A 23,085-nucleotide genomic window follows, 5' to 3' on the forward strand; every position below is an offset into this window, starting at 1 on the left:
ACGCGATGTACACCGGCAGGCACGCTCATCTCCGCCCCCTTCAACCCGCCTTCATCATGGCAAACTCCGGGGAGAGCGTGAGCTATGCCGAGCTGGAAGCCCGCAGCAATCGCCTGGCACATCTGTTTCGTCGCCATGGGCTGAAGCGGCTCGACCACTACGCCATCTTCATGGAGAACAACAGCCGCTACCTCGAGGCCTGCGGCGCCGGCGAGCGATCCGGACTATATTTTACCTGCGTGAATTCCTACCTGACGCCGGGTGAGCTCGCCTACATTCTCACCAATAGCGAGTCGCGCATCCTCATTACATCGGTCGCCAAACTCGACGTCGCGCGGGAGGCGCTGAAGCAGTGCCCCAGGATCGAACTCTGTATCGTTGCCGACGGTCCCGGCGAGAACGACCGCATCGTCGGGTTACAACAGGCGACCGCCGGGCTGCCCGTGACGCCGATCGGCGACGAATGCATCGGCACGGCGATGCTTTATTCATCCGGCACGACCGGCCGCCCGAAAGGCATTCTGCGTCCGCTGCCGAAGCAGCCACCCACCCAGCAAATGCCGCTGTTCGATTTCCTTCAAAAACTTTGGCAGTACCGCGAAGGCATGATCTATCTCTCGCCCGCTCCGCTCTATCATTCAGCGCCGCAGGCCGCCGTCAATCTCACGATCCGGATGGGCGGCACCGTCATCGTCATGGAGAGCTTCGATCCGGAGCGTTACCTGGAACTGATCGAGAAATGGAGCGTGACCCACAGCCAGCTGGTGCCGACGATGTTCTCGCGTATGCTAAAACTGCCGGAGACCGCGCGGTCGCGTTACGATCTGTCATCGCTCGAGATTGCGATCCATGCCGCCGCGCCCTGCCCGGCGATGGTGAAGCAAGACATGATCGAGTGGTGGGGCCCGATCATTCATGAATATTACGGCGCGACCGAAGGCCTCGGCTTTACCGCCTGCAACAGCCAGGAATGGCTGACGCATCGAGGGACCGTCGGCAAGGTGCTGTTCGGCAACCTGCATATTCTCGACGAGGACATGCAGCCATGTGCCGTCGGCACGCCGGGCACGGTCTGGTTCAAGACCGCCTCACCTTTCGAATATTTCAACGATCCGAACAAGACCCGCGAAACCCGCTCACCCGATGGCAGCATGAGCACGGTTGGCGACGTCGGCTATGTCGATGGCGACGGCTATCTCTATCTGACCGACCGCGCGACCTTCATGATCATCTCGGGAGGCGTGAACATCTATCCGCAGGAATGCGAGAACTTGCTGATTACCCATCCCAAGATCGCCGACGCTGCGGTGTTCGGCGTTCCCAACACCGATCTTGGCGAAGAAGTCAAAGCGGTCGTGCAGCCGATGCCGGGAATCGAACCCGGGCCGGATCTCGCCGAAGAACTGATTCTGTTTTGCAGCCAGGCGCTGTCGCGTCAGAAAGTGCCGCGTTCGGTCGACTTCGAGGCGGAACTGCCACGGCTCCCAACCGGCAAGCTTTACAAGCGGCTGTTGCGCGACCGCTATTGGGGCAACAAGACGTCGCGCATCGTGTAAGCGTCGCTCCACGAGAGTTGATCCCAAAAGTGGAACCGGCTTTTGGCAATGCGCAAACAAATAGAGCGGCGACGAGTCTGATTCAGCGAAGCTGGATCATCCGCCTGAGACGGAACTTGCGACCTCGCCACCGCAGGCCTCGCGCCTGCCACTCCGACGTTAGCTCAGACGGCATTAACTACATTCGCGGCTATTGAAGCATAGGCGGAATGCAGCCTTATCGTCCCGTAAAGTATGTCATGCCTATGATTTGGCCATCTGCTTCTCATTTAGCACCCGCAAGATGCCGGATCACGCTTCAGCAACCAGCACACTCAGCCGGCAGATCGCGCCGGCCGTGATCGCGACTCTCTTCGCGCTCGCGATGAGCGCATGCGTGCTGGGCGTCGTCATCTGGAAGGCGCTGGAATCCAAATCCGCCACGCTTGAACGCGGCCAGACGGCGACGCAGAACCTTGCTCATTCGCTCGCTGAACATGCTTCGCATACGATTCAGGCGGCCGACATCAGCATGAGCGGCATTGTCGAGCTGCTGAAATACCGGACTCCGTTACCCGATCGCATGAATCCGTTCCTCGCGAACATCGTCAACGCGCTGCCGCAGATCCGCGAGATCGGCGTTCTCAGCGTCGACGGTGCGTGGCAATATTCGTCGCTTTCAGAACTGCCGCGCTACAACAACTCGGACCGCGACTATTTTATCTACCATCGCGACACGCCCGGCGCCGCGCTCAGGATCAGCGCGCCCATCCAATCACGCCTGACCGGCCACTCCACCATCATGCTCTCCAAGCGGATCAGCAAGGAGGACGGCAGTTTCGGCGGCGTTTTGCTGGCGGCGATCGACAGCGATTACTTCAACGCGTTTTACAACCGGTTTCAGCTCGGGGTCGGCGGGGCGATCGGCCTGATGCGGAACGACGGCATTGTCTTGATCCGCTGGCCGTCAGCGAATGTCGGCGCGGACCTGTCGAAGAGCGATCTGTTCGCAAGGCAGATCAAGCTCAGCTCCGTAGGATATTACAAAACGATCTCGCCGTTCGACGGGACGGTGAAATATTTTGGCTATGAAGAAACCTCGCAATATCCGCTGGTCGTGACCGTCGCCCGCTCCGAGAGCGAGCTTCTGGCGAGCTGGTGGGCCACCTTGCGGACCGACGCACTGGTCGGAGCCGTGCTGCTGTGCCTGATCATTCTTTCCGCGGCATTACTGTGGTCGCAATTTCGCTTTCGAATGAAGACGGAGCACGCGCTCCGCGAGCGCGAAGCGCGCTACCGGCTGCTTTCGGACAACATCGCCGATATCGTGATCCTGCTCGATGGTCGCGGAACACTGTTGTATGTCTCACCATCCGTCGAACCGGTTCTGGGACTGCGCGGGGGTGACCTGATCGGGAAATCGTGTTTCGATCTTGTTCATCCCGACGACAAAGAGCTTGTCCTGGCCGCCACCGCTCGGCCGAGTGACCCGGATTCGACCAATACCGTTGCTTTCAGAATTGCCCGCGCCGACCGGTCAGTGGCCTGGGTCGAGATCAACTTCAAGCTGGCGTCGGAGCAGGACGGGCAAACGAAGTTTGTCGGTGTGCTGAGAGACGTCACCCAACGCAAGATGATGGAAGACGAGTTGACCTCGCTGAACACGCGTCTTGCCCAGCTTGCCACCACCGACGGACTGACCGGTCTTTGCAATCGACGAACATTCGACGGATTCCTTCGCCGCGAATATGCAGCGCGGGATACCCTGTCGGTGCTGCTGTTCGATATCGACAATTTCAAAGGCTATAACGATAGCTATGGGCACCAGGCCGGCGATGAATGCTTAAAAGCAGTCGCAAAAGTCATCGCGGATGCGACATCAAATACATCGGGAATGTCGGCAAGGTACGGCGGAGAAGAGTTTATCATTGTTCTCCCCGACGTTTCCGAAGCAGATGCTCTGCGTGTCGCGGAGGCAGTCAGACTGACGATCAGGGCGCTCGGCATTCCCAACTCCGCCTCGAGCCGCGGATATGTGACGGTCAGCGGCGGCGTCTCCACCAAAACGAAGGCTATCCTCGACGAAGCGATGCTCGTTGGCGACGCGGATCTCGCGCTGTACGAGGCAAAGCGACTAGGCCGCAACCGGACCTTCGCCAGCAGCGAACTGAAACATAGCTTTGTCGAGTCTGTGCCGCTTCAGTTCCTGCTGGAGCCGTAGGCCGCTACCCCAAAGCATGATTCAACTGAGAATCATGCTCGTCGTTCATCTTTTTGTTTGAGCATGATCTTTTCGGAAAACCGGTGTCCACTTTTCCGGATCATGCTCTAGCAGGCCGTTGAAGAAGTCTTTGAACGACGTGCGATGAACGGGATGTCGTCGCCATTGAGGAGGCAGATTTCACCTTCGAGTGAGCCGTCATCCCGCAGTTCGGCCCAACCGTCACCATTGGCAGGCTCCATTTCGTCGTTTCCCTGCCAGCCGAACTGGACGGCATCGCCGTCACAGGGTCCATGAATGGAGCCCGTGAGGCAATCGAAGGCGAACTCGCCGCCGTCCTCATCGAACAGGATGTAGGCGCCGGCCACGGCCATGTCGTAGCCTGGTGTCTCGACGACCCGCCATCTGCCCCGGATGCTCATGCCGGTGCCGCCAGAAGCTTGGGCAGCCGGATCAGATTATAGGCCGCAAGCGCCAGGACGAAGACGGCATCCACCCGGTCGCGGCCTCGTAGCTTGACCTTGGCCAGACCAGCGGAACTCTTGATCCAGCCGAAGACTTCTTCGATGCGTTTGCGGCAACGCTGGCTGATGTCATAGCCGCTGTGACGTGTGGTACGCGCGTCGATCGCCGTCTTGCGCCGCTTGCCGGTCTTACTCAGATGTCCGTCGATCGCGATATGCGGCGTAACCGATCTATATCTCAGGTCGTGCACGAACGGCGTGACGTCATAGGCCTTATCCGCCCCCACCGTGATCCGCTTGGCGCCACCGCGCTTGTCGATCATGGCAAGCGCAATCTCCCGTTCGGCGGTGCCTGTCGCTTGGCTCACTTCACCCAAAACCGCTAAACCATTGCGGTTCTCCATCAGCGCATGGCCCATATAGCTCAGCTTGGCCGGCTGGCCGTCTCCCTTCTTGTAAAGCCGCGCTTCAGGATCGGTCGTGCTCGCATGGGTCTCGTTGGATCGCTTTTCCTTGTGGAAGCTACGCTCGGCATTGCGTCCCGGACCGTCCTGATCTTTGTCGCTGCCATCCTTCCGTCGGAAGCTCTTGATCGAAGCCCAAGCTTCAATCAGAGTACCGTCCACCGAGAAGTGATCGCTCGATAGCAGACGCTTGACCTTCGGCTGCGCCAAAAGCGCGCTCAGGAACTTGGCCGCAATCTCGCCCTCAAGCAGCCGATCGCGGTTCTTCGAGAAGGTCGAATGGTCCCAGACCGCATCGTCCACCCCAAGCCCAACGAACCAGCGGAACAGAAGATCGAACTCCATCCGCTCCATCAGGTGCCGTTCCGAGCGAACCCCATAGAACGCCTGCAGGAGCATCGCCCGAAGCAACTTCTCCGGTGCAATCGAGGGGCGGCCGAAGTCCGTGTAGAGCTTGCCGAACTCCCCAGAAAGATCGCCCAGCGCCGCATTCGCCAAGTCCCTAATCACCCGGAGCGGGTGGTCGGCGCGAACCCGAGCCTCCAGGTCCACATAACTGAAAAGCGAGCCAGACCCTTCGTCACTTCCCCGCATCGCGTCACCTCAGCAAAATCCTGTCCTAGGGAATCACGATCCAAAACGCTTCGCCAGAGACTTCTTCAACAGCCTGCTAGAGGCGCAGCGCGACGTTCATTCCAGAACACGTCGCTCGGAAATGGCCTTTCGAAGGGTCCTGGAAAGCGCTTCAACCGAATAAGGCTTCTGAATCAGCTCAAAACCGCGATGGGCGTTTTCCGCCAGCACGCTGCTGTAGCCGCTGGTCAGAACCACCGGAAGGCCGGGATATCGTTCGCGAATGACGACCGCAAGTTCAACGCCATTCATCCCGGGCATGATGACGTCGGAAAACACCAGATCAAACGCCAGTTCGTCCTCCGCGAGAACCCTGAGCGCCTCCCTGGCATTGGGAACCCATTTGATCGCGTAGCCCAGATCCTTGAGCAATTCGGTCGAAAATTGTCCAACGTCTTCATTGTCCTCGACCACGAGGACAGAATGCCCGCGGCCGCTGATCGCAGCTTCGGCGCCGGCAATAGCAACTTCCGCGTCATCAGCCGGAGTCTCGGCCTGGGGCAGATAGATCACAAACGTCGACCCCTCACCCATAACGCTGGTTACCTTGATTTCACCGCCCGACTGCTTGGCAAATCCAAGTGCCTGACTGAGGCCCAGACCTGTCCCCTTGCCCACGTCCTTGGTCGTGAAGAAGGGTTCGAAGATGGCATCGAGCTTGTCGGCCGGAATCCCCGATCCGGTATCGGTCACGGAAATCGCGACGAACTCGCCCCCGCGGCTCGCGTGGCCGCGGAGCGCAGGAATAACATCGACCGTCTTGACGGAGATCAGCAGACTGCCTTCGCCGGCCATCGCATCCCGGGCGTTGACTGCAAGATTGACCAAAGCGGTTTCAAATTGCGCGATATCCGCCGTCGCAAAGCAACTGACATCGCAAAGATCGAGATCGATCTGAATTCTGCCACCCATCAGCGGACGGATCAGCTGCGCGATGCTTTCGACCTGCGAGCCGACATCAAACACCTGCGGTGTCAGCGGCTGGCGGCGGGCAAAAGCCAAAAGTTGACCGGTCAACTTCGACGCCCGATCCACCGTGTCCGAGATCGCATCGATGTATCGGCGGCGCCGACCCTCGCTCAATTCGCGCCGGCGCAGGAAGTCGGTCGCGGAGCGGATGATCGTGAGCAGGTTATTGAAGTCGTGAGCGACGCCGCCGGTCAGTTGGCCGACCGCATCCATCTTTTGCGATTGGCGAAGCGCTTCCTCGGCCTGCCGCCTTTCCGTGGTGTCGACCGCTTCAGGCAGGACTGCGGAAACGACGCCATGCTGATCGAAGACGGGGCGCATCGTGAAATCGAAAAACCGTTCGCCGGCCGGCAGATTGAGCCGCATTTCGGCCCGGACACTCTCGCCTGTGATGGCGGTGCGAAAAGCATTGCGAACGACGTCGCGCATCCCCTCGGTGCCGGAAAACCATGGCGTATTCCAGAACGGCATTCCGGCGACATCTTGCGCATTGGCGCGAATGCCCGCCAACGCCGTCGCATTCGCATACAACACATTGCCTTCGATATCCAAAAGACCCTGGTACTGATTGCTGGTTTCGATGATGGCGCGCATTTGCGCTTCGCTGGACGCAAGCTGCGTGGTGCGCTCCCTGATCCGCTGCTCCAGCGTTTCATTGAGACGGCGAAGCTCGGTTTCGGCCTCCTTCGCAACCGTCACATCGTGAGCCACCCCGATAAAGCCGATGTGCCTTCCGGCCGGATCCCGGCGCGGCTGTGACTCCGATCGCATCCACCGCCATTGCCCGTCGGCGCGGCGATAACGCCCCTCCAGCGTAAACGGCTTAAGCGATGCCTCACCCGCAATACTCTCTCTGATGATCCGTGCGGCGTGATCCGGATGCAAGATCTTCCGCCAATCGAACGCGAGCGCTTGTTCATAGGGCACGCCGAGGAATTCCAGATAGGCCTGATTTGCGAAGGCCCGCGTGCCATCGGTTTTGCTGACCCACATCGGGACCGGGGCGCTGTTGGCAATCAGCCGGAACCGCTCCTCGCTCTCCCGCAATGCCTCCTTTGCGATCGCGAGATCGGTGATGTCGATATGCGCGCCGACCAGACGCAAAGGCTTTCCATCCGAACTTCGCTCGATCCGGGCTTCGGTCGCAAGCCATCTCACCTGCCCGTCGCTCGGTCTGATGATGCGGTATTGATAGGAAAACTGTTCGGTGGCGCTGTTTACAGCTTCAAGAAAGTGCTGGACGGTGCGGTCACGATCTTCCGGGTGTAGCCGCTGAACCCAATCCTCGTGGGTATCGTCGACGTCTGCCGCCAGACCATGAATCGCACGATACTCCGGAGAGCGGCGTTCATTCCGAAAGCCATGCCGCAGATCGAGCATGACCGCAGCGACCTTTGCGATCTGCTGCAGGCCTGCCGGGGTGCCCGAGACATCCCCCGGCGCGGAAGCATAGGACATTCCGGTTCGAGCGTGATGCCCGTCGCTGTCTGCCATTCCCGCGCTGCCCTTGGGTTGCCGAGGACCTGATACTAAGGCGATCTAGCCCTCAAAGCGATACTCTCCCGCCTATCCGAGCATTTGCGTATCGCCGCAAATCGAAATCGCCTGGCCGGAAATGGTCCTGCCGCGCGGACTGCACATGAACACGATCTGGTCGCCGATTTGTTCCGGCGTCACGTAGTCCTTGATCGATGTGTAGGAAAATGCCGTCCGCTCCATCTCAGCGTAAGAAATGCCGCGCTGCTGCGCCTTGGCTTCCAATACGCGGCGCTGCCGGTCGCCGGCAACGAGCCCGGGCAGGATCGCGTTGACGCGAATATTGTCCGGCCCAAGCTCGATCGACAGCGATTTGGTGAAGCCGATCACACCCCATTTCGCGGCCGCATAGGGTGCACGCATCGCAAAACCGAGCCGGCCCGCGGCGGACGAGATGTTGACGATCGAAGCGTTCTTGCTGTCGCGCAACAGCGGCACGGCAAGCCGGGTGCAATTGAATTGCCCGGTCAGGCAAATCTCCAGGCAGCGGTCCCAATCCTCCGGATTCATATCTTCGACCTTGGATGTCGGCCCCGCAATGCCGGCATTGTTGACGAGCACATCGAGGCCGCCGAGCTTTGCTGTCGTCTCCGCAAACAGGTTCTTGACAGCGGCTCGGTCGGAGACGTCGCAACGCGTCGAGGTGATCGCGGGATCGCTGGCTACAAGTGCGGACAATGCCGTTTCATCGACGTCGCAGATGTGAACCGTGGCGCCTTCGCCTGCGAAGCGGCGCGCGATGGCGCGTCCGATGCCGTTGGCGCCGGCCGTAACCAGCACGCGCAAACCCTTGATATCGAGATCCATGATCGCTCCGAGATGTCGTTTGAAACCACGTCAGTTGGAAGAATGTCGGCCGCAAGCTCGCGGTCCGGCCAGATCGAGCAGAGCTTAAGTCAACTCTCCCATGCAGCGGTAACTTCAACAGAGGAATCGACAACGGCCCGGTCTTTTGTAACTCTAATGGCGACAAATAATCACGGCAAGCGAGACTAGGCGCTGACACAGATGGCGCCTCGCAGGCCGGACAACAGAACGCCGCGCCGTGCGGCCGCAATTGGGGAGGCAAGAACGATATCCAACGACGATAGACATATCGCCCATCACGGCGCATTGAGTGGACGCGACACGTGTTCCGGCTAACGAGGAAAAAATGAAAAAGGAAAATCGACAGGTCGCCATTGTTGGCGCTGGCCTGATCGGAAGGGCCTGGGCCGCGATCTTTGCCCGCGCCGGATGGAGCGTTCGGCTGACCGATCCGCATGAAGCCACGCTCAAGGCGGCCATCGGCCTGATCCACGACGAGTTGCACGCACTGGCGCGCCACGGACTGGCGGATGATCCCGATGGCGCCGCGGCACGGCTCACTGTGGCGGCAAGCCTCAAGGAGGCCGTCGACGGCGCCGAGTTCGTGCAGGAAAACGGCCCGGAACTGATCGAGCAGAAAAAGACCATCTTCGCCGAGCTCGACAGGCTGGCGCCCCCGGACGCGGTGCTGGCGTCCTCGACTTCGGCAATCACCGCATCGCGTTTCACGGAAACGTTGCGTGGCCGGGCGCGCTGCCTGGTCGGGCATCCCGTCAATCCGCCGCATCTGGTTCCGCTGGTCGAATTGTGCGGCGCGCCGTGGACTTCGCCTGACACGATCGACCGCGCACGCCAGATCTATCGTGCGATCGGGCAAGTGCCGGTCGCCGTCAACCGCGAAATCAACGGCTTTGTCCTCAACCGTCTGCAGGGTGCGCTTCTCGCCGAAGCGTTCCGGCTGGTCGGCGAAGGCTATATCTCGGCGGAAGATCTTGATCACACCGTCAAGGATGGCCTCGGACTGCGCTGGTCGTTTCTCGGCCCGTTCGAGACCATCGAGCTCAATGCACCCGGCGGCATTCCGGATTATTGTGCGCGCTATACCGGCTTCTACAAGGAGCTTGCGGCGACAGCGGCCGGTCCCGAGGTCTATCAAAGCCCGAATGTGGATCGGGTCATCGCCGCGTGGCCGCATCAGCCCTCGCCTGAACGCATCGCCGCGCTGACGCAGCGGCGCAATGAACGCCTGGCGGCGCTCGCCGCGCACAAACGAACGCAAAACAGCTGATCATCCCTATTTCGACCCGCAAGAAAGAGAATAAGCCATGAGCCGCAAAGTCATCATCACCTGCGCCGTCACGGGCGCTATCCATACCCCGTCGATGTCGAAAGCATTGCCGGTAACGCCGCAGGAGATCGCCGATGCCGCTGTTGATGCTGCCGAAGCCGGCGCGGCGATCGTGCATCTGCACGCCCGCAATCCGAAGACCGGCCAACCCGACCAGAGTCCGGAAGCGTTTGCACCGTTCCTGAAGATCATCAAGCAGCGCTCGAACGCCGTGATCAACCTGACCACGGGCGGCGCGCCCACCATGACGGTGGACGAGCGCGTCCGTCCCGCCGCCGTCTACAAGCCGGAAGTCGCCTCGCTCAACATGGGGTCGATGAATTTTGCCTTCTTCGGCATGCTCAACCGCTTCAAGAAATTCGAACACGAATGGGAGCGTAAGCATCTTGAGAACAAGGACATCGTGTTTCGCAACACGTTCCAGGATATCGAATATGTCTTGAAGACATTGTCCGAGACCGGCACCCGCTTTGAATTCGAGTGCTACGACACCGCGCATCTTTACAACCTGAATTACTTCCTCGAGCAGGGCATGGTGAAGCCGCCGCTGTTCGTGCAGACGGTGTTCGGCCTGCAGGGTGGAACGGGCGCGCATCCCGAGGACGTGCTGCACATGAAGCGGACCGCCGAGCGGCTGTTCGGCGACAAGTTCGTCTGGTCCGTGCTCGGCGCCGGCCGCAATCAGCTGCCGATCGCGGCGATGGCTGCGGCCATGGGCGGCAATATCCGCGTTGGCCTCGAAGACTCGCTGTGGGCGGCGCCCGGACGCATGGCGGCGTCGAATGCCGAGCAGGTGCAACTCGCCCGCAAGATCGTCGAAGGCCTCGGCCTTGAAGTGGCGACGCCGGACGAGGCCCGCGAAATTCTCGACCTGAAAGGCGGCGACAAGCTGGAGGTTTGACGGCTCGGCGACAAACCGAAGCCATACGGTTCGCGGCGATAACTGACAAGATGTCGCACTTCGGCGGATCATAATATTAGGCCGAAGTATCAATATCGGCACCCGACCTTGCTGGTTGCCTGCGCGCTTCGCCATGGTATCGTTTGGCATCAACGGCCCGAAATGAGGCCGGGATGCCAAGGGAGGGAACCATGCGGAGCGTGCAAGCGCTTGCCGTCGCGGCGGCGCTATCATTGCTGGCGGTTTCGACCGTTGCTTCCGCAGGTGAACCCAAGCAGGGCGGCATTTTGCGGATCTATCACCGGGATAGCCCGGGCAGCGCTTCCATCCACGAGGGCGCGACCTACTCGGTCAATGTTCCCTTCATGCCGGTGTTCAACAATCTCGTCATCTACAAGCAGGACGTTGCCCAAAACAGCATGGATTCGATCGTGCCGGACCTGGCGGATAGCTGGGCCTGGAGCAGCGACAACAAGACGCTGACCTTCAAATTGCACCAGGGCGTCAAATGGCATGACGGCAAGCCATTCACATCAGCGGATGTCAAATGCACCTTTGACATGCTGATGGGCAAGTCGGCGCAGAAGTTCCGCCAGAACCCACGCAAATCCTGGTACGACCAGGTCAACGACGTGACGACGAACGGCGACTACGAGGCCTCGTTCAATTTGAAGCGGCCTCAGCCGGCGCTGCTGGCATTGCTCGCCTCCGGCTATACGCCGATCTATCCCTGTCATGTTTCACCGGCGGAGATGCGCACCCACCCGATCGGCACCGGTCCCTTCAAATTCGTCGAATTCAAAACCAACGAATCGATCAAGCTCGTTCGCAATCCCGATTATTTCAAAAAAGGCCTGCCGCATCTCGACGGCATCGAATTCACGATTATCCCCAATCGTTCGACGGCGATCCTGGCGTTCGTCGCGGGGAAGTTCGACATGACGTTTCCGACCGAGGTGTCGATCCCGCTGCTCAAGGACGTCAAGTCACAGGCGCCGAATGCGATATGCGTGGTCGAGCCGAACAACGTCAGCACCAACATCATCGTCAACTCGTCCTCGCCTCCGTTCGACAATCTGGACATCCGCCGCGCGATGGCGCTGGCGCTCGATCGCAAGGCGTTCATCTCGATCATGTTCGAAGGACAGGGCGATATCGGCGGCACCATGCTCCCCGCGCCGGCAGGCTTGTGGTCCATGCCGAAGGAAATGCTTGAAACGATTCCCGGCTATGGGCCTGACGTGAACGCCAATCGCGAGGAGGCGCGCAAGCTGATGCAGAAGGCGGGCTACGGCCCCGACAAGCATCTCGCGGTCAAGGTCTCGACGCGCAACATTCCTGTCTACCGCGACCCCGCCGTCATCCTGATCGATCAGCTCAAGAGCATCTACATCGATGGCGAACTTGACGTCGTCGAAACCGCCAACTGGTTTCCAAAGATCGCGCGCAAGGACTACACGCTCGGCCTCAACCTCACGGGGAACGCGGTCGACGATCCCGATCAGTCCTTCTACGAGAACTACTCCTGCAATTCGGAACGGAACTACACCAATTACTGCAACCGCGACATCGAAAAGCTGTTCGACCAGCAGTCGGTCGAGACCGACGTCGCCAAGCGCAAGCAGCTGGTCTGGGACATCGACAAGAAGCTGCAGGAAGACGTTGCCCGACCGATCATCTTCCACGCCCGCACGGGAACCTGCTGGCAGCCTTATGTAAAGGGCGTTACCGTAATGGTGAACAGCTCCTACAACGGCTACCGCTATGAGGACGTCTGGCTGGATAAATAAGTTTCACTTTCGCAAGCCCTGACAAGACCTCGCCAGTCGGCCAACCGGAGCAACTGGGTGTTTGCTTACATTGTGCGACGCCTCGTATTGATGCTCGTGACCCTGTTCGGGGTCTCGGTCGTCATTTTCGTGCTGCTGCACATCGTACCGGGCAACATCGTCGATATCCTGTTTGCTGCCGCGGGTTACGTCGATCCCGCCGACAAGGTGCATCTGCAACAGGAGCTGGGCCTCGATCAACCGATCGTCGTGCAATATCTGCGCTGGATCTGCGGGCTGCTTCACGGCGATCTCGGCTATTCCTATGTGTCCGAGAAGCCTGCGCTGGACGAGATCCTGCCGCGAATTCCGATCACGGCGCGACTGGCCGGCCTGGCGCTGCTGTTCTCCGCCTCGATCGGCATTCCCCTGGGCGTGATCAGCGCCGTCAATCAGGGCTCGCGACTCGATTATGCCTTGCGTGTCGTCAGCCTGAGCGGCCTGTCGCTGCCTTCCTTCTGGCTCGGCCTGCTGATCCTGATGGCTTCCGTCTCGCTGTTCGGAAGCATTCCGATCTTCAATCCAGACCCGAAAACGTTCGGTGAGATGTTCGCGACCTATTGTCTTCCCTCCATGGCGGTCGGTTTTCGCAGCGCCGCGCTGACGATGCGGATCACGCGCTCCTCGATGCTGGAAATCCTGCGGCAGGATTACATCCGCACCGCGCGGGCCAAAGGCGCATCGGAAGCGGCCGTCAACTATCACCACGCCCTGAAGAACGCCATTCTCCCCGTCATCACCGTGATCGGCGTCGAGGCGGCATTCCTGATCGGCGGGCTGATCGTCACCGAAACCGTCTTCAATATTCCCGGCGTCGCCCGTTTTCTGGTCGAGGCGATCCGGTGGCGCGACTATCCAATCGTGCAGAATCTCGTGATGTTCATCGCCGTGATCGTCGTATTCGCGAACTTCACGGTCGACATGCTCTACGCGGTATTCGATCCGCGGATTCGTTATACGGACTGAGAGGCTCCTGCTTGACCGCGATCAACTACGATAGCGAATTAAGACGCGCCGGCGCCAACGCTACGCATGGTTGGCGCAGGCTGGTTTTCCTTGCGCAACGCTACGTGCTCGGCACCGCCGGCCTGTTCATCATGGTGATGTTCGTGTGGGTTGCAGCGCTCGCCGATTTCATCTGCCGCTTCGATCCGCTTACGATCGATTCCGCGCATGCCCTCTCCCATCCCGACGCGCAGCACTGGATGGGAACGGATTCGTTCGGCCGCGATGTCTGGAGCCGGATCGTCCATGGTGCCCGGATATCGCTCGCCGTCGGCATCGGTTCGACTGCGCTCGGCTCGTCGATCGGCGTCATCATTGGTCTCACATCGGGCTATCTGTCCGGCTGGGTCGATCTGCTGTTTCAGCGGGTCACCGATATCCTGCAGGCGCTGCCGCTGCTGGTCCTCGCGCTGGTCATGACGGCGGCGCTGGGGCCGTCGCTGCCGAACGTCATCATTGCGATTGCGATCCCGCTGATTCCCACCGTCGCCCGCGTAATCCGCGCCAATACGCTGGTGTTGCGCGAGCAACCTTTTGTGGAAGCGGCCAAATCGATCGGCATGAGTGAGATGCGCATTGCGCTACGCCATGTCTTGCCGAACACGCTGGCGCCGCTCATTGTGCTGGCGACCGCGCAGCTTGGCTCCACGATCCTCACCGAGGCGTCGCTGTCCTTCCTCGGCCTCGGTATTCCCGAGCCGTACCCGTCATGGGGACGGATGCTGTCGGAATCGGCGGCGGAATATGTCCGCACCGCGCCGTGGCTGGTGATTTTCCCAGGGATCGCGATCAGTCTTGCGGTGTTCGGAACCAACCTGTTCGGTGACGCGCTTCGCGACATCCTCGACCCGAGGCAACGCGGTTGATGACCGACGTGAAAACCGAAGATGTCGTCCTCGACGTGAAGGGCCTGCAAACGGTGTTCTTCACCAATTCGGGATTGTTCAGGGCGGTCAACGACGTTTCGTTCACGGTCCGCCGCGGCGAAACCCTGGCGATCGTCGGAGAGTCCGGTTGCGGCAAGAGCGTGACGGCGCTTTCCATCATGCGGCTTGTGCCCGATCCACCCGGCCGGATCGTGGGCGGCTCCGTCATGCTGGAAGGGACCGATTTGCTCGGACTTGACGAAGACAGGATGCGGCAGATCCGCGGCAACCGCGTCTCGATGATCTTTCAGGAACCGATGACCTCGCTCAATCCGGTGATGCGGATCGGCGACCAGATCACCGAGGCCGTGCGCCTGCATCGAACCATCACCAAGGCGGAAGCCTGGAAACAGGCCGTCGAAATGCTGCGCCTCGTCCGGATCCCCGAGCCCGAGCGGCGCGCGCTGGAATATCCGCACCAACTCTCGGGCGGCATGCGCCAGCGCGCGATGATCGCGATGGCACTGGCCTGCCGGCCGGCGCTGTTGATTGCGGACGAGCCGACCACCGCGCTTGATGTCACGATACAGGCCCAAATACTGGCCTTGGTGCTCGAGCTGCAAAACGAGCTCGGCATGGGATTGATCCTGATCACGCACGACCTTGGCGTGGTCGCCCAGACGGCGCAACGCGTCATCGTCATGTATGCGGGCAAGAAGGTCGAAGAGGCCGATGTCGAAACTCTGTTCGCCAGCCCGCGACATCCCTACACCCGCGGCCTAATGGCCTCGATTCCGGCGGTACCGTCACAGCATGCGAAAGCTGACGCGCGCTTGACCGAGATTCCCGGCATGGTGCCGTCGCTGATCAATTTACCACCGGGTTGCGCCTTCGCCCCGCGCTGCAAGCTCGCCATCGCGCGTTGCCACGAGGAATATCCGCCCTTGCAGGCCTGGGAGCCAGGTCATTTGGCGGCGTGCTGGCGAGCAGCGGAAACGGCGGATTTGCCATGACCGGATCTCCCGCGCTGCTGGAAGTATCGGACCTCGTCAAACACTATCCGGTGCGGAGCGGCGTTCTGCGTCGTATCGTCGGCACGGTACACGCCGTCGACGGCATCAGCTTCAGCGTTGGCGTCGGCGAGACATTGGGACTTGTCGGAGAATCCGGCTGCGGAAAATCAACGGTCGCGCGCAGCATCCTGCGCCTCGTCGAGCCGACCGGCGGCACGATCCGGCTCAATGGACTGGACATCACCCATCTCGGCAAGGCCGCGATGCGCCCAAGCCGGCGCTCGATGCAGATCGTCTTTCAGGATCCGTTCGCCTCGCTCAATCCGCGCATGACGGCGGGAGACATCGTCGGCGAGCCCCTTACCGTCCACGGCATCGCGACCGGCCGCAAAAAGAGCGAGCGGGTTGCGGAGCTGTTCGAGCAGGTGGGCCTAAGGCCGGACCAGATGCGGAACTATCCGCATCAATTCTCCGGCGGCCAGCGCCAGCGCATCTGCATCGCGCGTGCGCTGTCGCTCGACCCCAAATTGATTGTGTGCGACGAGCCGGTATCGGCACTCGACGTATCGATCCAGGCGCAGGTGATCAATCTGTTGATCGATCTCCAAGGCAAGCACGGTTTCTCATATCTGTTCATCGCGCATGACCTTGCGGTCGTGGCTCATATCAGCCACCGCGTGGCCGTGATGTATCTCGGCCGGATTGTCGAGGTGGCTGAAAAGACCGAGCTGTTCGCAAACCCGCGGCATCCCTACACGCAAGCCTTGCTCGCCTCCGTTCCACTGGCGGATCCGAGAGCAAAACGTCTCAAGCCGATGATCGACGGGGACGTGCCGAGCCCGATCAATCCTCCATCCGGTTGCGCTTTCCACACCCGCTGTCGTCATGCGATGGCGCGCTGCAAGATCGAACGGCCCAAATTGACTGAAACCGGCACGCGTCATCAAGTCGCCTGCTTCCTCAATAAGGAAACCGGCCTGAGCGTTTAGAAATTAGCCAGTGGTCCACCTGCGCGGAAGTGCGCCGAACATCAGGAGCGCCGCGGTACCTTTTGCTGCACGCCCGCGAGATCCTCGGCCGCAACCGCCCGTCGAAAACCGTCTCGTGCCTGCAATCGCTGCCAATAGGCGGCGACGCCAGGTGTGAAATTCTCGCTGAGACCGATATCTCGCGCCAGCAGCAGCGCATATCCAACCGAGATATCGGCTGCCGTAAAGCGACCCGCGCAGACCGTCTCGCTTTTGGTGACGGCGGCCTCGAGTCCACGGAGCCGGCCGAAAAACCATTTCGAATAATCAGTCGCCACTTGCGGATTGCGCCGCTCTTCCGGTTCGAGTTGCGTGTAACGCAGCACCAGTGTCTGCGGGAAAGTCAGCGTGGCTTCGCCGAAGTGCAGCCAGTTCAGGAAAGAGCCGAAGTCCGGCTCGTCGACAGCCACGGCCAGCGGCGTCGGACCGTAGCGCGTCACCAGATATTGGGCGATCGCCGCCGACTCCGTCATGCGCGTATCGCCATCGATCAGGAACGGGATCGTGCCGAGCGGGTTAAGGCCGAGATATTCCTTGGCCTTAACCCTTGGCGGGAATGGCAGCATTTTAAGCTCATAGGGGAGTCCGAGCTCTTCCAGCGTCCACAGCGGCCTGAACGAGCGCGCCGCGGCGCAATGGTATAGCGTGATCATCAGACGTTCCCTCATTTTCGAACGATAGCGGTGGATCGCAGGATACTGTTTCCATGACTATAAAAGCATCATCCCGCCTTTTGTCTAAATTGGCCTTGGACGGCTTAAAGTCCTAAACTCCCACTGGTCAGCCTGCACGGAGTTGGGCATGTTATGCCCGCACCACCTCGGTGCAGGATCAAGCGGCGCAAGACCGCTGGCCACAGGGAGGATACATTGCCAGTTCGCTACCCAGATTGGATCATCCATTTTGGCCGCCGGAAGCCGGATAACGCGCCCGGCTGCGGCATCGGTGAGCGCCTGTTCTCCTGCACATAGTCCGTCCAACTCCCTCGACAGGATGGAAGCCGCTTGCTTCCGCCATGATCGGGCTTCGCTCCCCCTCGTCAATATCCATTCCATGAAAAGGTGCTTTCTATGCAGAAGAAGAAACTGGTTTTGCTCGCGGCCGCGACCGCCTTCACGGTGCTGGCCACACAAAGCGCATTCGCCCAAAAGAAATACGATACCGGCGCATCCGACACCGAAATCAAGATCGGCAACATCGAGGCCTATAGCGGCCCTGCTTCCGCCTACGGCATGATCGGCAAGACCGAGGACGCCTATTTCAAGATGATCAATGACGAAGGCGGCGTGAATGGCCGCAAGATTAACTTCGTCACCTATGACGACGGCTATAGCCCGCCGAAGACCGTAGAGCAGACCCGCAAGCTGATCGAAAGCGACGAGGTGTTCCTGATCTTCAACGCGCTGGGTACGCCGACTCAGACCGCGGTGCAAAAATATCAGAATACCAAGAAAGTCCCGCAGCTCTTCGTCGCCACCGGCGCCAGCAAGTGGAATGATGCGAAAGAGTTTCCGTGGACCATGGGCTTTCAGCCGAGCTACCGCGTCGAAGCCCGGATCTTCGCGAAGTACATCCTGAAGAACAAACCCGACGCCAAGGTCGCGGTGTTCTACCAGAATGACGATTTCGGCAAGGACTACGTCGCCGGCATCAAGGACATCTTCGGCGACAAGGCTTCCCAGCTGATTGTCGCGGAAGAGAGCTACGAGACCAGCGAGCCCTCGATCGATTCGCATATCGTCAAGCTGAAGGGCACTGGCGCCGACGTACTCGTCAATATCTCGACACCGAAATTTGCAGCGCAAGCCATCAAGAAGATGGCGGAGCTCGAATGGAAGCCGATACATTTGATGACCGACGTCTCGATCTCGATCGGTGCGGTCATGAAGCCTGCCGGTCTCGACGCGTCGGAAGGCGTATTGTCGGCCGGATACCTCAAGGATGCTTCCGACCCGCAATGGAAGAACGATGAAGGCATGAAGAAATTCATGGCGTTCGCCGACAAGTACATGCCGGGCGCAAACATCTCCGACGCCAATCTGGTCTACGGCTACGCCGCGGCCCAGACCATGGTGCAGGTGCTGAAGCAGGCGGGTGACAATCTGACCCGGGAAAACGTGATGAAGCAGGCCGCAAGCCTGAAGGACTTCGCCCCGGATACGCTCATCCCCGGCATCAAGGTCAACACCAGCGCGACCGACTTCGCTCCGATCGAACAGCTGAAAATGATGCAGTTCAAGAACGGCCAGTGGGAACTGTTCGGCGACATCATCAGTGCCGAGACCGGCGGTTAAAGTCTTTGATTTGAAGCGTTTTCTTCACGCGAACCGGTATCCACTTCGCTCGAAAACGCTATAAGTAGCGTTCGTAAATTAAAAAACAAATGGAGGAGCGAACTTCGCTCCTCCATTCAGCCTTGAGAGATCAGCCTTGCAAGATTCAGCCCTGCAAGAACAGCGCGAACGGCTCGTCGATGGTACGGCGCAGGTGCTCGCGGTACACAGCGTAATTGGCGTCGTCTGACGAAATCCGCCCCATAGACGGATTTGGCACCATCTTGGCCGGCAAAAACGCGATGGGCGCCGCGATCGGCGTCAGCAGCGAGCCACGCCCGGCGAGCAGCGTCGTAATGATGCCGTACATTTCGCCGGTGATTCTCGGGCGCGATACCGTAATGAGCCGATACTGGCCATGTCGGTTGGTGACGAGATAGATAAAACCCGACTGGTTCGGCACCGCAACTTCACCAGACTGTGTGTAGGCCGCATCCAGCTTTTCGCCTTCGTGGAACACCAGCGATGAGGCCGTGGCATCCCAGGATATTTCGGTACGATAGGCGTAGATTGAATCCTTTTCCCCAAATGACGGGCGCAGCGTCACATACGCGCCTTCGAGCCACGCCGCCGCGCGGCGCGAATAAGAACCCAAGGCGTCGGGCGCTGTATCGCCGTTGATCGGCGCCGCGGGCGGCGGCGCGATATCCTGGCTCTTGCGCAAGGAAACGCCGAGCGCCTGTTCGAGCCGCACGGTGGTCGCCAATGTGAATGGGCGGCGCCCGCCGAGCACTTTCTCCAGTGTCGAAAGGCTGAGCTTGGCTTGTTCGGCGAGTGATTGCCGCGAGATACGGCGGCGCGCGATCTCTTCGCGAATGGTCTCCGCCACCTGCCGGCTTTGCTCGGCGGAAAGCTGTTTGTCCGGCGTCGACATCGTCACCCCTGCTCGATTCCCGCCATTCTAGCAGACGCACAATCCAGCACAAAACCGCACAAAACCGTATCTGCCGCGGCGCGCCTGAACGGACCGCGGCTGAACAATGCCGATCATTCTGCTCGCGCCAAAGCAGGCCGTCCCGCACAGATTGAGGCGGCGAAACCTGCTTCGGGAGCAAGCAAAATGACTATCTATAATGGAATTGGGATCAACAGCCGCTCGAACCTGTCGCGAATAGTCAGGCTGCTGCTGTTCCTTGTGATGCAGGGTGTTGCCGTAATCCTGGTCGGGTTCGCAGCATTGTTTTTGAGCTTCGAGCCGGTGTGGTCGGCCGAAGGCCCGCAATCGGCCCTTGTCAGGCCTAGCGATGCGCGGACCGGCTCGCTGCTGTTGAAAACCGATGATGGCTACGCCGACGCCACGCGACTCGGCGTCGATGTCGACCTCACCGTTTCAGGTCCAACGATCCGCGCCCGCGTTACGCAGGTCTTCCGCAACCCGACGCAAGACTGGGTGGAAGCAACCTATGTCTATCCGCTGCCAGAGGGCGGCGCCGTCGATACGCTCAAGATGGTGGTCGGCGACCGCGTCATCGTCGGCGATATCAGAGAGCGGCAGCAGGCCCGCGTCATCTACGAGCAGGCCCGCTCGAACGGACAGAAGGCTGCGCTGACCGAACAGGAACGGCCCAACATCTTCACCAACTCGGTCGCCAATATCGGCCCCGGCGAAACCGTGCTGATACAGATCGAATATCAGGAGCCGGTGCATCAATCCGGCAACGAGTTCTCGCTGCGTGTGCCGCTGGTGATCGGCCCGCGCTACAATCCCGCGCCGGTGGTGCAGAGCGTCGACTTGCGCGCCGATGGCGGCGGCTGGGGATCGGCCACTTCGGACCCGGTACCGGACCATGACCGCATCACGCCGCCGGTACTGGACCCCGCGCAAAACGCACCCGTAAACCCGACCAGCATCACGGTTCACCTGCAAGCGGGTTTTCCGCTCGGCGAAGTGAAGAGCCATCATCACGCGGTGAAGATCGAAAGCCCTGACAGTGCGACACGCATCATCCGGCTTGCCGAAGGCGAGGTTGCGGCCGATCGCGACTTCGAGCTGACCTGGAAACCATCAGCCGAAAAGGCGCCGTCGGTCGGACTGTTCCGCGAGCATGTCGGCAACGCCGACTATCTGCTGGCCTTTGTCACGCCGCCCTCGGTGGAGCAGGCCGAGAGAAAGCCACTGCCGCGCGAAGTGGTGTTCGTCATCGACAATTCCGGTTCAATGGGTGGCACTTCAATCGTGCAGGCCAAGGCGAGCCTGATCTATGCGCTCGGCCGTTTGCAGCCCAGCGACCGCTTCAACGTCATCCGTTTCGATCACACCATGGATGTGCTGTTCCCGGATTCGGTGCCGGCCGATGCCCAGCATATCGGTCAAGCCACGTCGTTCGTAACTGCGTTGCAGGCTGCCGGTGGTACGGAAATGGTGCCGGCGATGCGCGCGGCGCTGACCGACAACAATAACGACGGCGATACGAACTACCTTCGTCAGGTCGTGTTCCTGACGGATGGCGATATCGGCAACGAGCAGCAATTGTTCGAAACCATCACGGCGATGCGCGGCCGCTCGCGCGTGTTCATGGTCGGCATCGGCTCGGCGCCCAACACCTATCTGATGACCCGCGCCGCCGAACTCGGGCGGGGCGCTTTTACCCATATCGGCTCGGTCGATCAGGTCGAGGAGCGGATGCGCGATCTGTTTGCCAAGCTCGAGAATCCTGCCGTCACCGGCCTCACCGCGAAATTTTCCGATGCGGCGGCCGACATCACGCCGGCCGCGATCCCCGATCTCTATCGCGATGAACCGCTGGTGCTGGCGGCAAAACTCGACAAGCTCGCAGGCTCGGTCGAGATCAAGGGGCGTATCGGCGACCGGCCCTGGGTCGTGACCTTGCCGCTGGCAAAGGCGGCGGAGGGCAAGGGCCTTTCCAAGCTGTGGGCACGTCGCAAGATCAGCGATGCCGAAATCGCACGCACGACGCGGCAAGTAAGCCCGGAGCAAGCCGACAAGACCATTCTCGCGCTGGCGCTGGAACATCAACTCGTGAGCCGGCTGACCAGTCTGGTCGCGATCGACAAGACACCGAGCCGTCCTGAAGGCGAGCCACTGAAACTCACCGAACTTCCGCTCAACCTGCCGGCAGGCTGGGATTTTGCCAAGGTCTTCGGCGAGCGCCCGCAACTGCCGACGCCGCCGACGGAACGGCGCGCTGACGTCGGTGATGGCCGGGTTCAAGTCGCGGCAGCGAAGCGTCCGCTCCCGATGGTCGCGCCCATCCCCGACACGGTCAGGCTGCCGAAGACGGCGACCGATGCCGAACTCAAGATGATCACAGGTCTGATCCTGCTGGCGCTGAGCCTGATCCTGCTCGTGTTCAACCGGCGTCCGATGTTTGCGCGCTGACGCCGCATGAACGGAGGCGCCACCACCCTCCTCCCGCAAGCGCGCGCGGCCTCCCGTTCCCCCGGGCCGCGCGCGCAACTTTCCACCATCGTCATTGCTGGCGAAGCGAAGGAATCCAGAGATTTCACCACGGAAACAGTCTGGATTGCTTCGTCGCTTCGCTCCTCGCAATGACGGAAGGACAAAGCCAATGCAACGCATCGTCGCCCCTTTCCTGTTCGCGCTCGCGGGTCTCGTGCTGTTCGGACAGGGCGCCTACATCCAGGCCAAGGCATTGCTCGCGCAGGTTCTGCTTGAGCGGGCCTTTGCCGAGGCCATCGCCACCGGTCACGAAACAAAACCCTGGGGCTGGGCGGATACCTGGCCAGTTGCACGCATTGAGGTGAAACGGCTTGGCGCCAGCGCCATCGTGCTTGCCGGAAGCAGCGGGCAAGCCCTCGCCTTCGGTCCGGGTCATGTCGAGCTAACGCCCGATGCCGGCGAGCGCGGCGTGGCCGTCTACGCCGCGCATCGCGATACGCATTTCCGCTTTCTGCGTGATGTCGCCATCGGCGACGAGATCGATGTCATGCGAAGCGACGGCAGGATGTTCCGCTACCGGGCCGACGCCAGCTCGGTCGTGCGTTTTGACAACTCAGGGATTGACCCGCTGAGTAACGGCCACGAACTGATCCTGTCGACCTGCTGGCCGTTCGATGCACTGACACCGGGACCCGAACGTTATCTCCTGCACGCCACCATGATCGGACCCGATGCCTGATTGCATGCGTCAGGCTATTTAAATTGCGCCAGT

Annotated in this window: 18 protein-coding genes; 12 read left to right on the plus strand and 6 right to left on the minus strand. The window is 60.5% G+C overall.

The genetic code is table 11. From position 1 onward, the window contains the following. Positions 1 to 5: 5 nt before the first annotated feature. Together BLV09_RS23195 and BLV09_RS23200 are read left to right on the plus strand one after the other, a co-directional pair. Positions 6 to 1,556, plus strand: a complete 1,551-nt coding sequence (locus tag BLV09_RS23195; RefSeq protein ID WP_146689039.1) for an AMP-binding protein — start codon at positions 6 to 8, stop codon at positions 1,554 to 1,556. Between the two features lie 283 nt (positions 1,557 to 1,839). Then, entirely contained in the window at positions 1,840 to 3,756 is a 1,917-nt protein-coding gene (locus BLV09_RS23200) for a sensor domain-containing diguanylate cyclase (protein WP_146689040.1), read from the plus strand. Between the two features lie 107 nt (positions 3,757 to 3,863). Here the strand turns inward: BLV09_RS23200 and BLV09_RS23205 are convergent, their stop codons facing one another. The 4 genes from BLV09_RS23205 to BLV09_RS23220 form a co-directional block, all read right to left on the minus strand. Continuing rightward, positions 3,864 to 4,178: a hypothetical protein gene (locus BLV09_RS23205; RefSeq protein WP_100381136.1), complete on the minus strand. Its 315-nt coding sequence runs from the start codon at positions 4,176 to 4,178 to the stop codon at positions 3,864 to 3,866. Beyond that, positions 4,175 to 5,278: an IS5 family transposase gene (locus BLV09_RS23210; RefSeq protein WP_100385826.1), complete on the minus strand. Its 1,104-nt coding sequence runs from the start codon at positions 5,276 to 5,278 to the stop codon at positions 4,175 to 4,177. Before BLV09_RS23210 ends, BLV09_RS23205 begins: the two co-directional genes overlap by 4 nt. Positions 5,279 to 5,374: 96 nt before the next feature. Beyond that, entirely contained in the window at positions 5,375 to 7,744 is a 2,370-nt protein-coding gene (locus tag BLV09_RS23215) for a PAS domain S-box protein (RefSeq protein WP_244549197.1), read from the minus strand. Between the two features lie 108 nt (positions 7,745 to 7,852). Next, positions 7,853 to 8,629, minus strand: a complete 777-nt coding sequence (locus BLV09_RS23220) for an SDR family oxidoreductase (protein ID WP_146689042.1) — start codon at positions 8,627 to 8,629, stop codon at positions 7,853 to 7,855. A 346-nt stretch (positions 8,630 to 8,975) separates the two neighbouring features. Between BLV09_RS23220 and BLV09_RS23225 the strand changes: the two genes are divergently transcribed. The 7 genes from BLV09_RS23225 (at position 8,976) to BLV09_RS23255 (ending at position 16,580) form a co-directional block, all read left to right on the plus strand. After that, a complete protein-coding gene (locus BLV09_RS23225; protein WP_146689043.1) occupies positions 8,976 to 9,917 on the plus strand; it encodes a 3-hydroxyacyl-CoA dehydrogenase in 942 nt (313 codons plus the stop codon). Between the two features lie 37 nt (positions 9,918 to 9,954). After that, positions 9,955 to 10,878, plus strand: coding sequence for a 3-keto-5-aminohexanoate cleavage protein (locus BLV09_RS23230; protein WP_100387291.1), 924 nt, complete (start codon positions 9,955 to 9,957; stop codon positions 10,876 to 10,878). Positions 10,879 to 11,069: 191 nt separating this feature from the next. Beyond that, positions 11,070 to 12,668 carry an ABC transporter substrate-binding protein gene (locus tag BLV09_RS23235; RefSeq protein WP_146689044.1) on the plus strand — a complete coding sequence of 533 codons (1,599 nt, stop codon included), beginning with the start codon at positions 11,070 to 11,072 and terminating at the stop codon, positions 12,666 to 12,668. 57 nt (positions 12,669 to 12,725) lie between these two features. Further along, complete coding sequence (locus tag BLV09_RS23240) at positions 12,726 to 13,673, plus strand: ABC transporter permease (RefSeq protein ID WP_146689045.1); 948 nt, start codon at positions 12,726 to 12,728, stop codon at positions 13,671 to 13,673. Between the two features lie 11 nt (positions 13,674 to 13,684). Beyond that, the gene (locus tag BLV09_RS23245) at positions 13,685 to 14,578 is read left to right on the plus strand and encodes an ABC transporter permease (protein ID WP_146689046.1); all 894 of its coding nucleotides are present in this window, start codon (positions 13,685 to 13,687) and stop codon (positions 14,576 to 14,578) included. Continuing rightward, complete coding sequence (locus tag BLV09_RS23250) at positions 14,578 to 15,591, plus strand: ABC transporter ATP-binding protein (protein WP_100384635.1); 1,014 nt, start codon at positions 14,578 to 14,580, stop codon at positions 15,589 to 15,591. The genes BLV09_RS23245 and BLV09_RS23250 overlap by 1 nt, the downstream gene beginning before the upstream one ends. Further along, positions 15,588 to 16,580, plus strand: coding sequence for an ABC transporter ATP-binding protein (locus tag BLV09_RS23255; protein ID WP_146689047.1), 993 nt, complete (start codon positions 15,588 to 15,590; stop codon positions 16,578 to 16,580). The genes BLV09_RS23250 and BLV09_RS23255 overlap by 4 nt, the downstream gene beginning before the upstream one ends. 41 nt (positions 16,581 to 16,621) lie before the next feature. Here the strand turns inward: BLV09_RS23255 and BLV09_RS23260 are convergent, their stop codons facing one another. Beyond that, on the minus strand, positions 16,622 to 17,272 hold the full coding sequence (locus tag BLV09_RS23260) for a glutathione S-transferase family protein (RefSeq protein WP_146689048.1): 651 nt from the start codon (positions 17,270 to 17,272) through the stop codon (positions 16,622 to 16,624). A 417-nt stretch (positions 17,273 to 17,689) separates the two neighbouring features. Here BLV09_RS23260 and BLV09_RS23265 point away from each other — a divergent pair, with 417 nt between their 5' ends. Further along, on the plus strand, positions 17,690 to 18,913 hold the full coding sequence (locus BLV09_RS23265) for an ABC transporter substrate-binding protein (protein ID WP_146689049.1): 1,224 nt from the start codon (positions 17,690 to 17,692) through the stop codon (positions 18,911 to 18,913). 145 nt (positions 18,914 to 19,058) lie between these two features. On the opposite strand, the gene BLV09_RS23270 is transcribed toward BLV09_RS23265, so the two are convergent. Next, the gene (locus BLV09_RS23270; RefSeq protein WP_146689050.1) at positions 19,059 to 19,826 is read right to left on the minus strand and encodes a helix-turn-helix domain-containing protein; all 768 of its coding nucleotides are present in this window, start codon (positions 19,824 to 19,826) and stop codon (positions 19,059 to 19,061) included. Positions 19,827 to 20,012: 186 nt separating this feature from the next. Here BLV09_RS23270 and BLV09_RS23275 point away from each other — a divergent pair, with 186 nt between their 5' ends. Continuing rightward, positions 20,013 to 22,292: a marine proteobacterial sortase target protein gene (locus BLV09_RS23275; RefSeq protein ID WP_146689051.1), complete on the plus strand. Its 2,280-nt coding sequence runs from the start codon at positions 20,013 to 20,015 to the stop codon at positions 22,290 to 22,292. Between the two features lie 190 nt (positions 22,293 to 22,482). Next, positions 22,483 to 23,052: a class GN sortase gene (locus BLV09_RS23280; RefSeq protein WP_146689052.1), complete on the plus strand. Its 570-nt coding sequence runs from the start codon at positions 22,483 to 22,485 to the stop codon at positions 23,050 to 23,052. Positions 23,053 to 23,085: the final 33 nt, after the last annotated feature.

It is taken from the genome of Bradyrhizobium canariense (assembly GCF_900105125.1).
Taxonomy (GTDB): domain Bacteria; phylum Pseudomonadota; class Alphaproteobacteria; order Rhizobiales; family Xanthobacteraceae; genus Bradyrhizobium; species Bradyrhizobium canariense_A.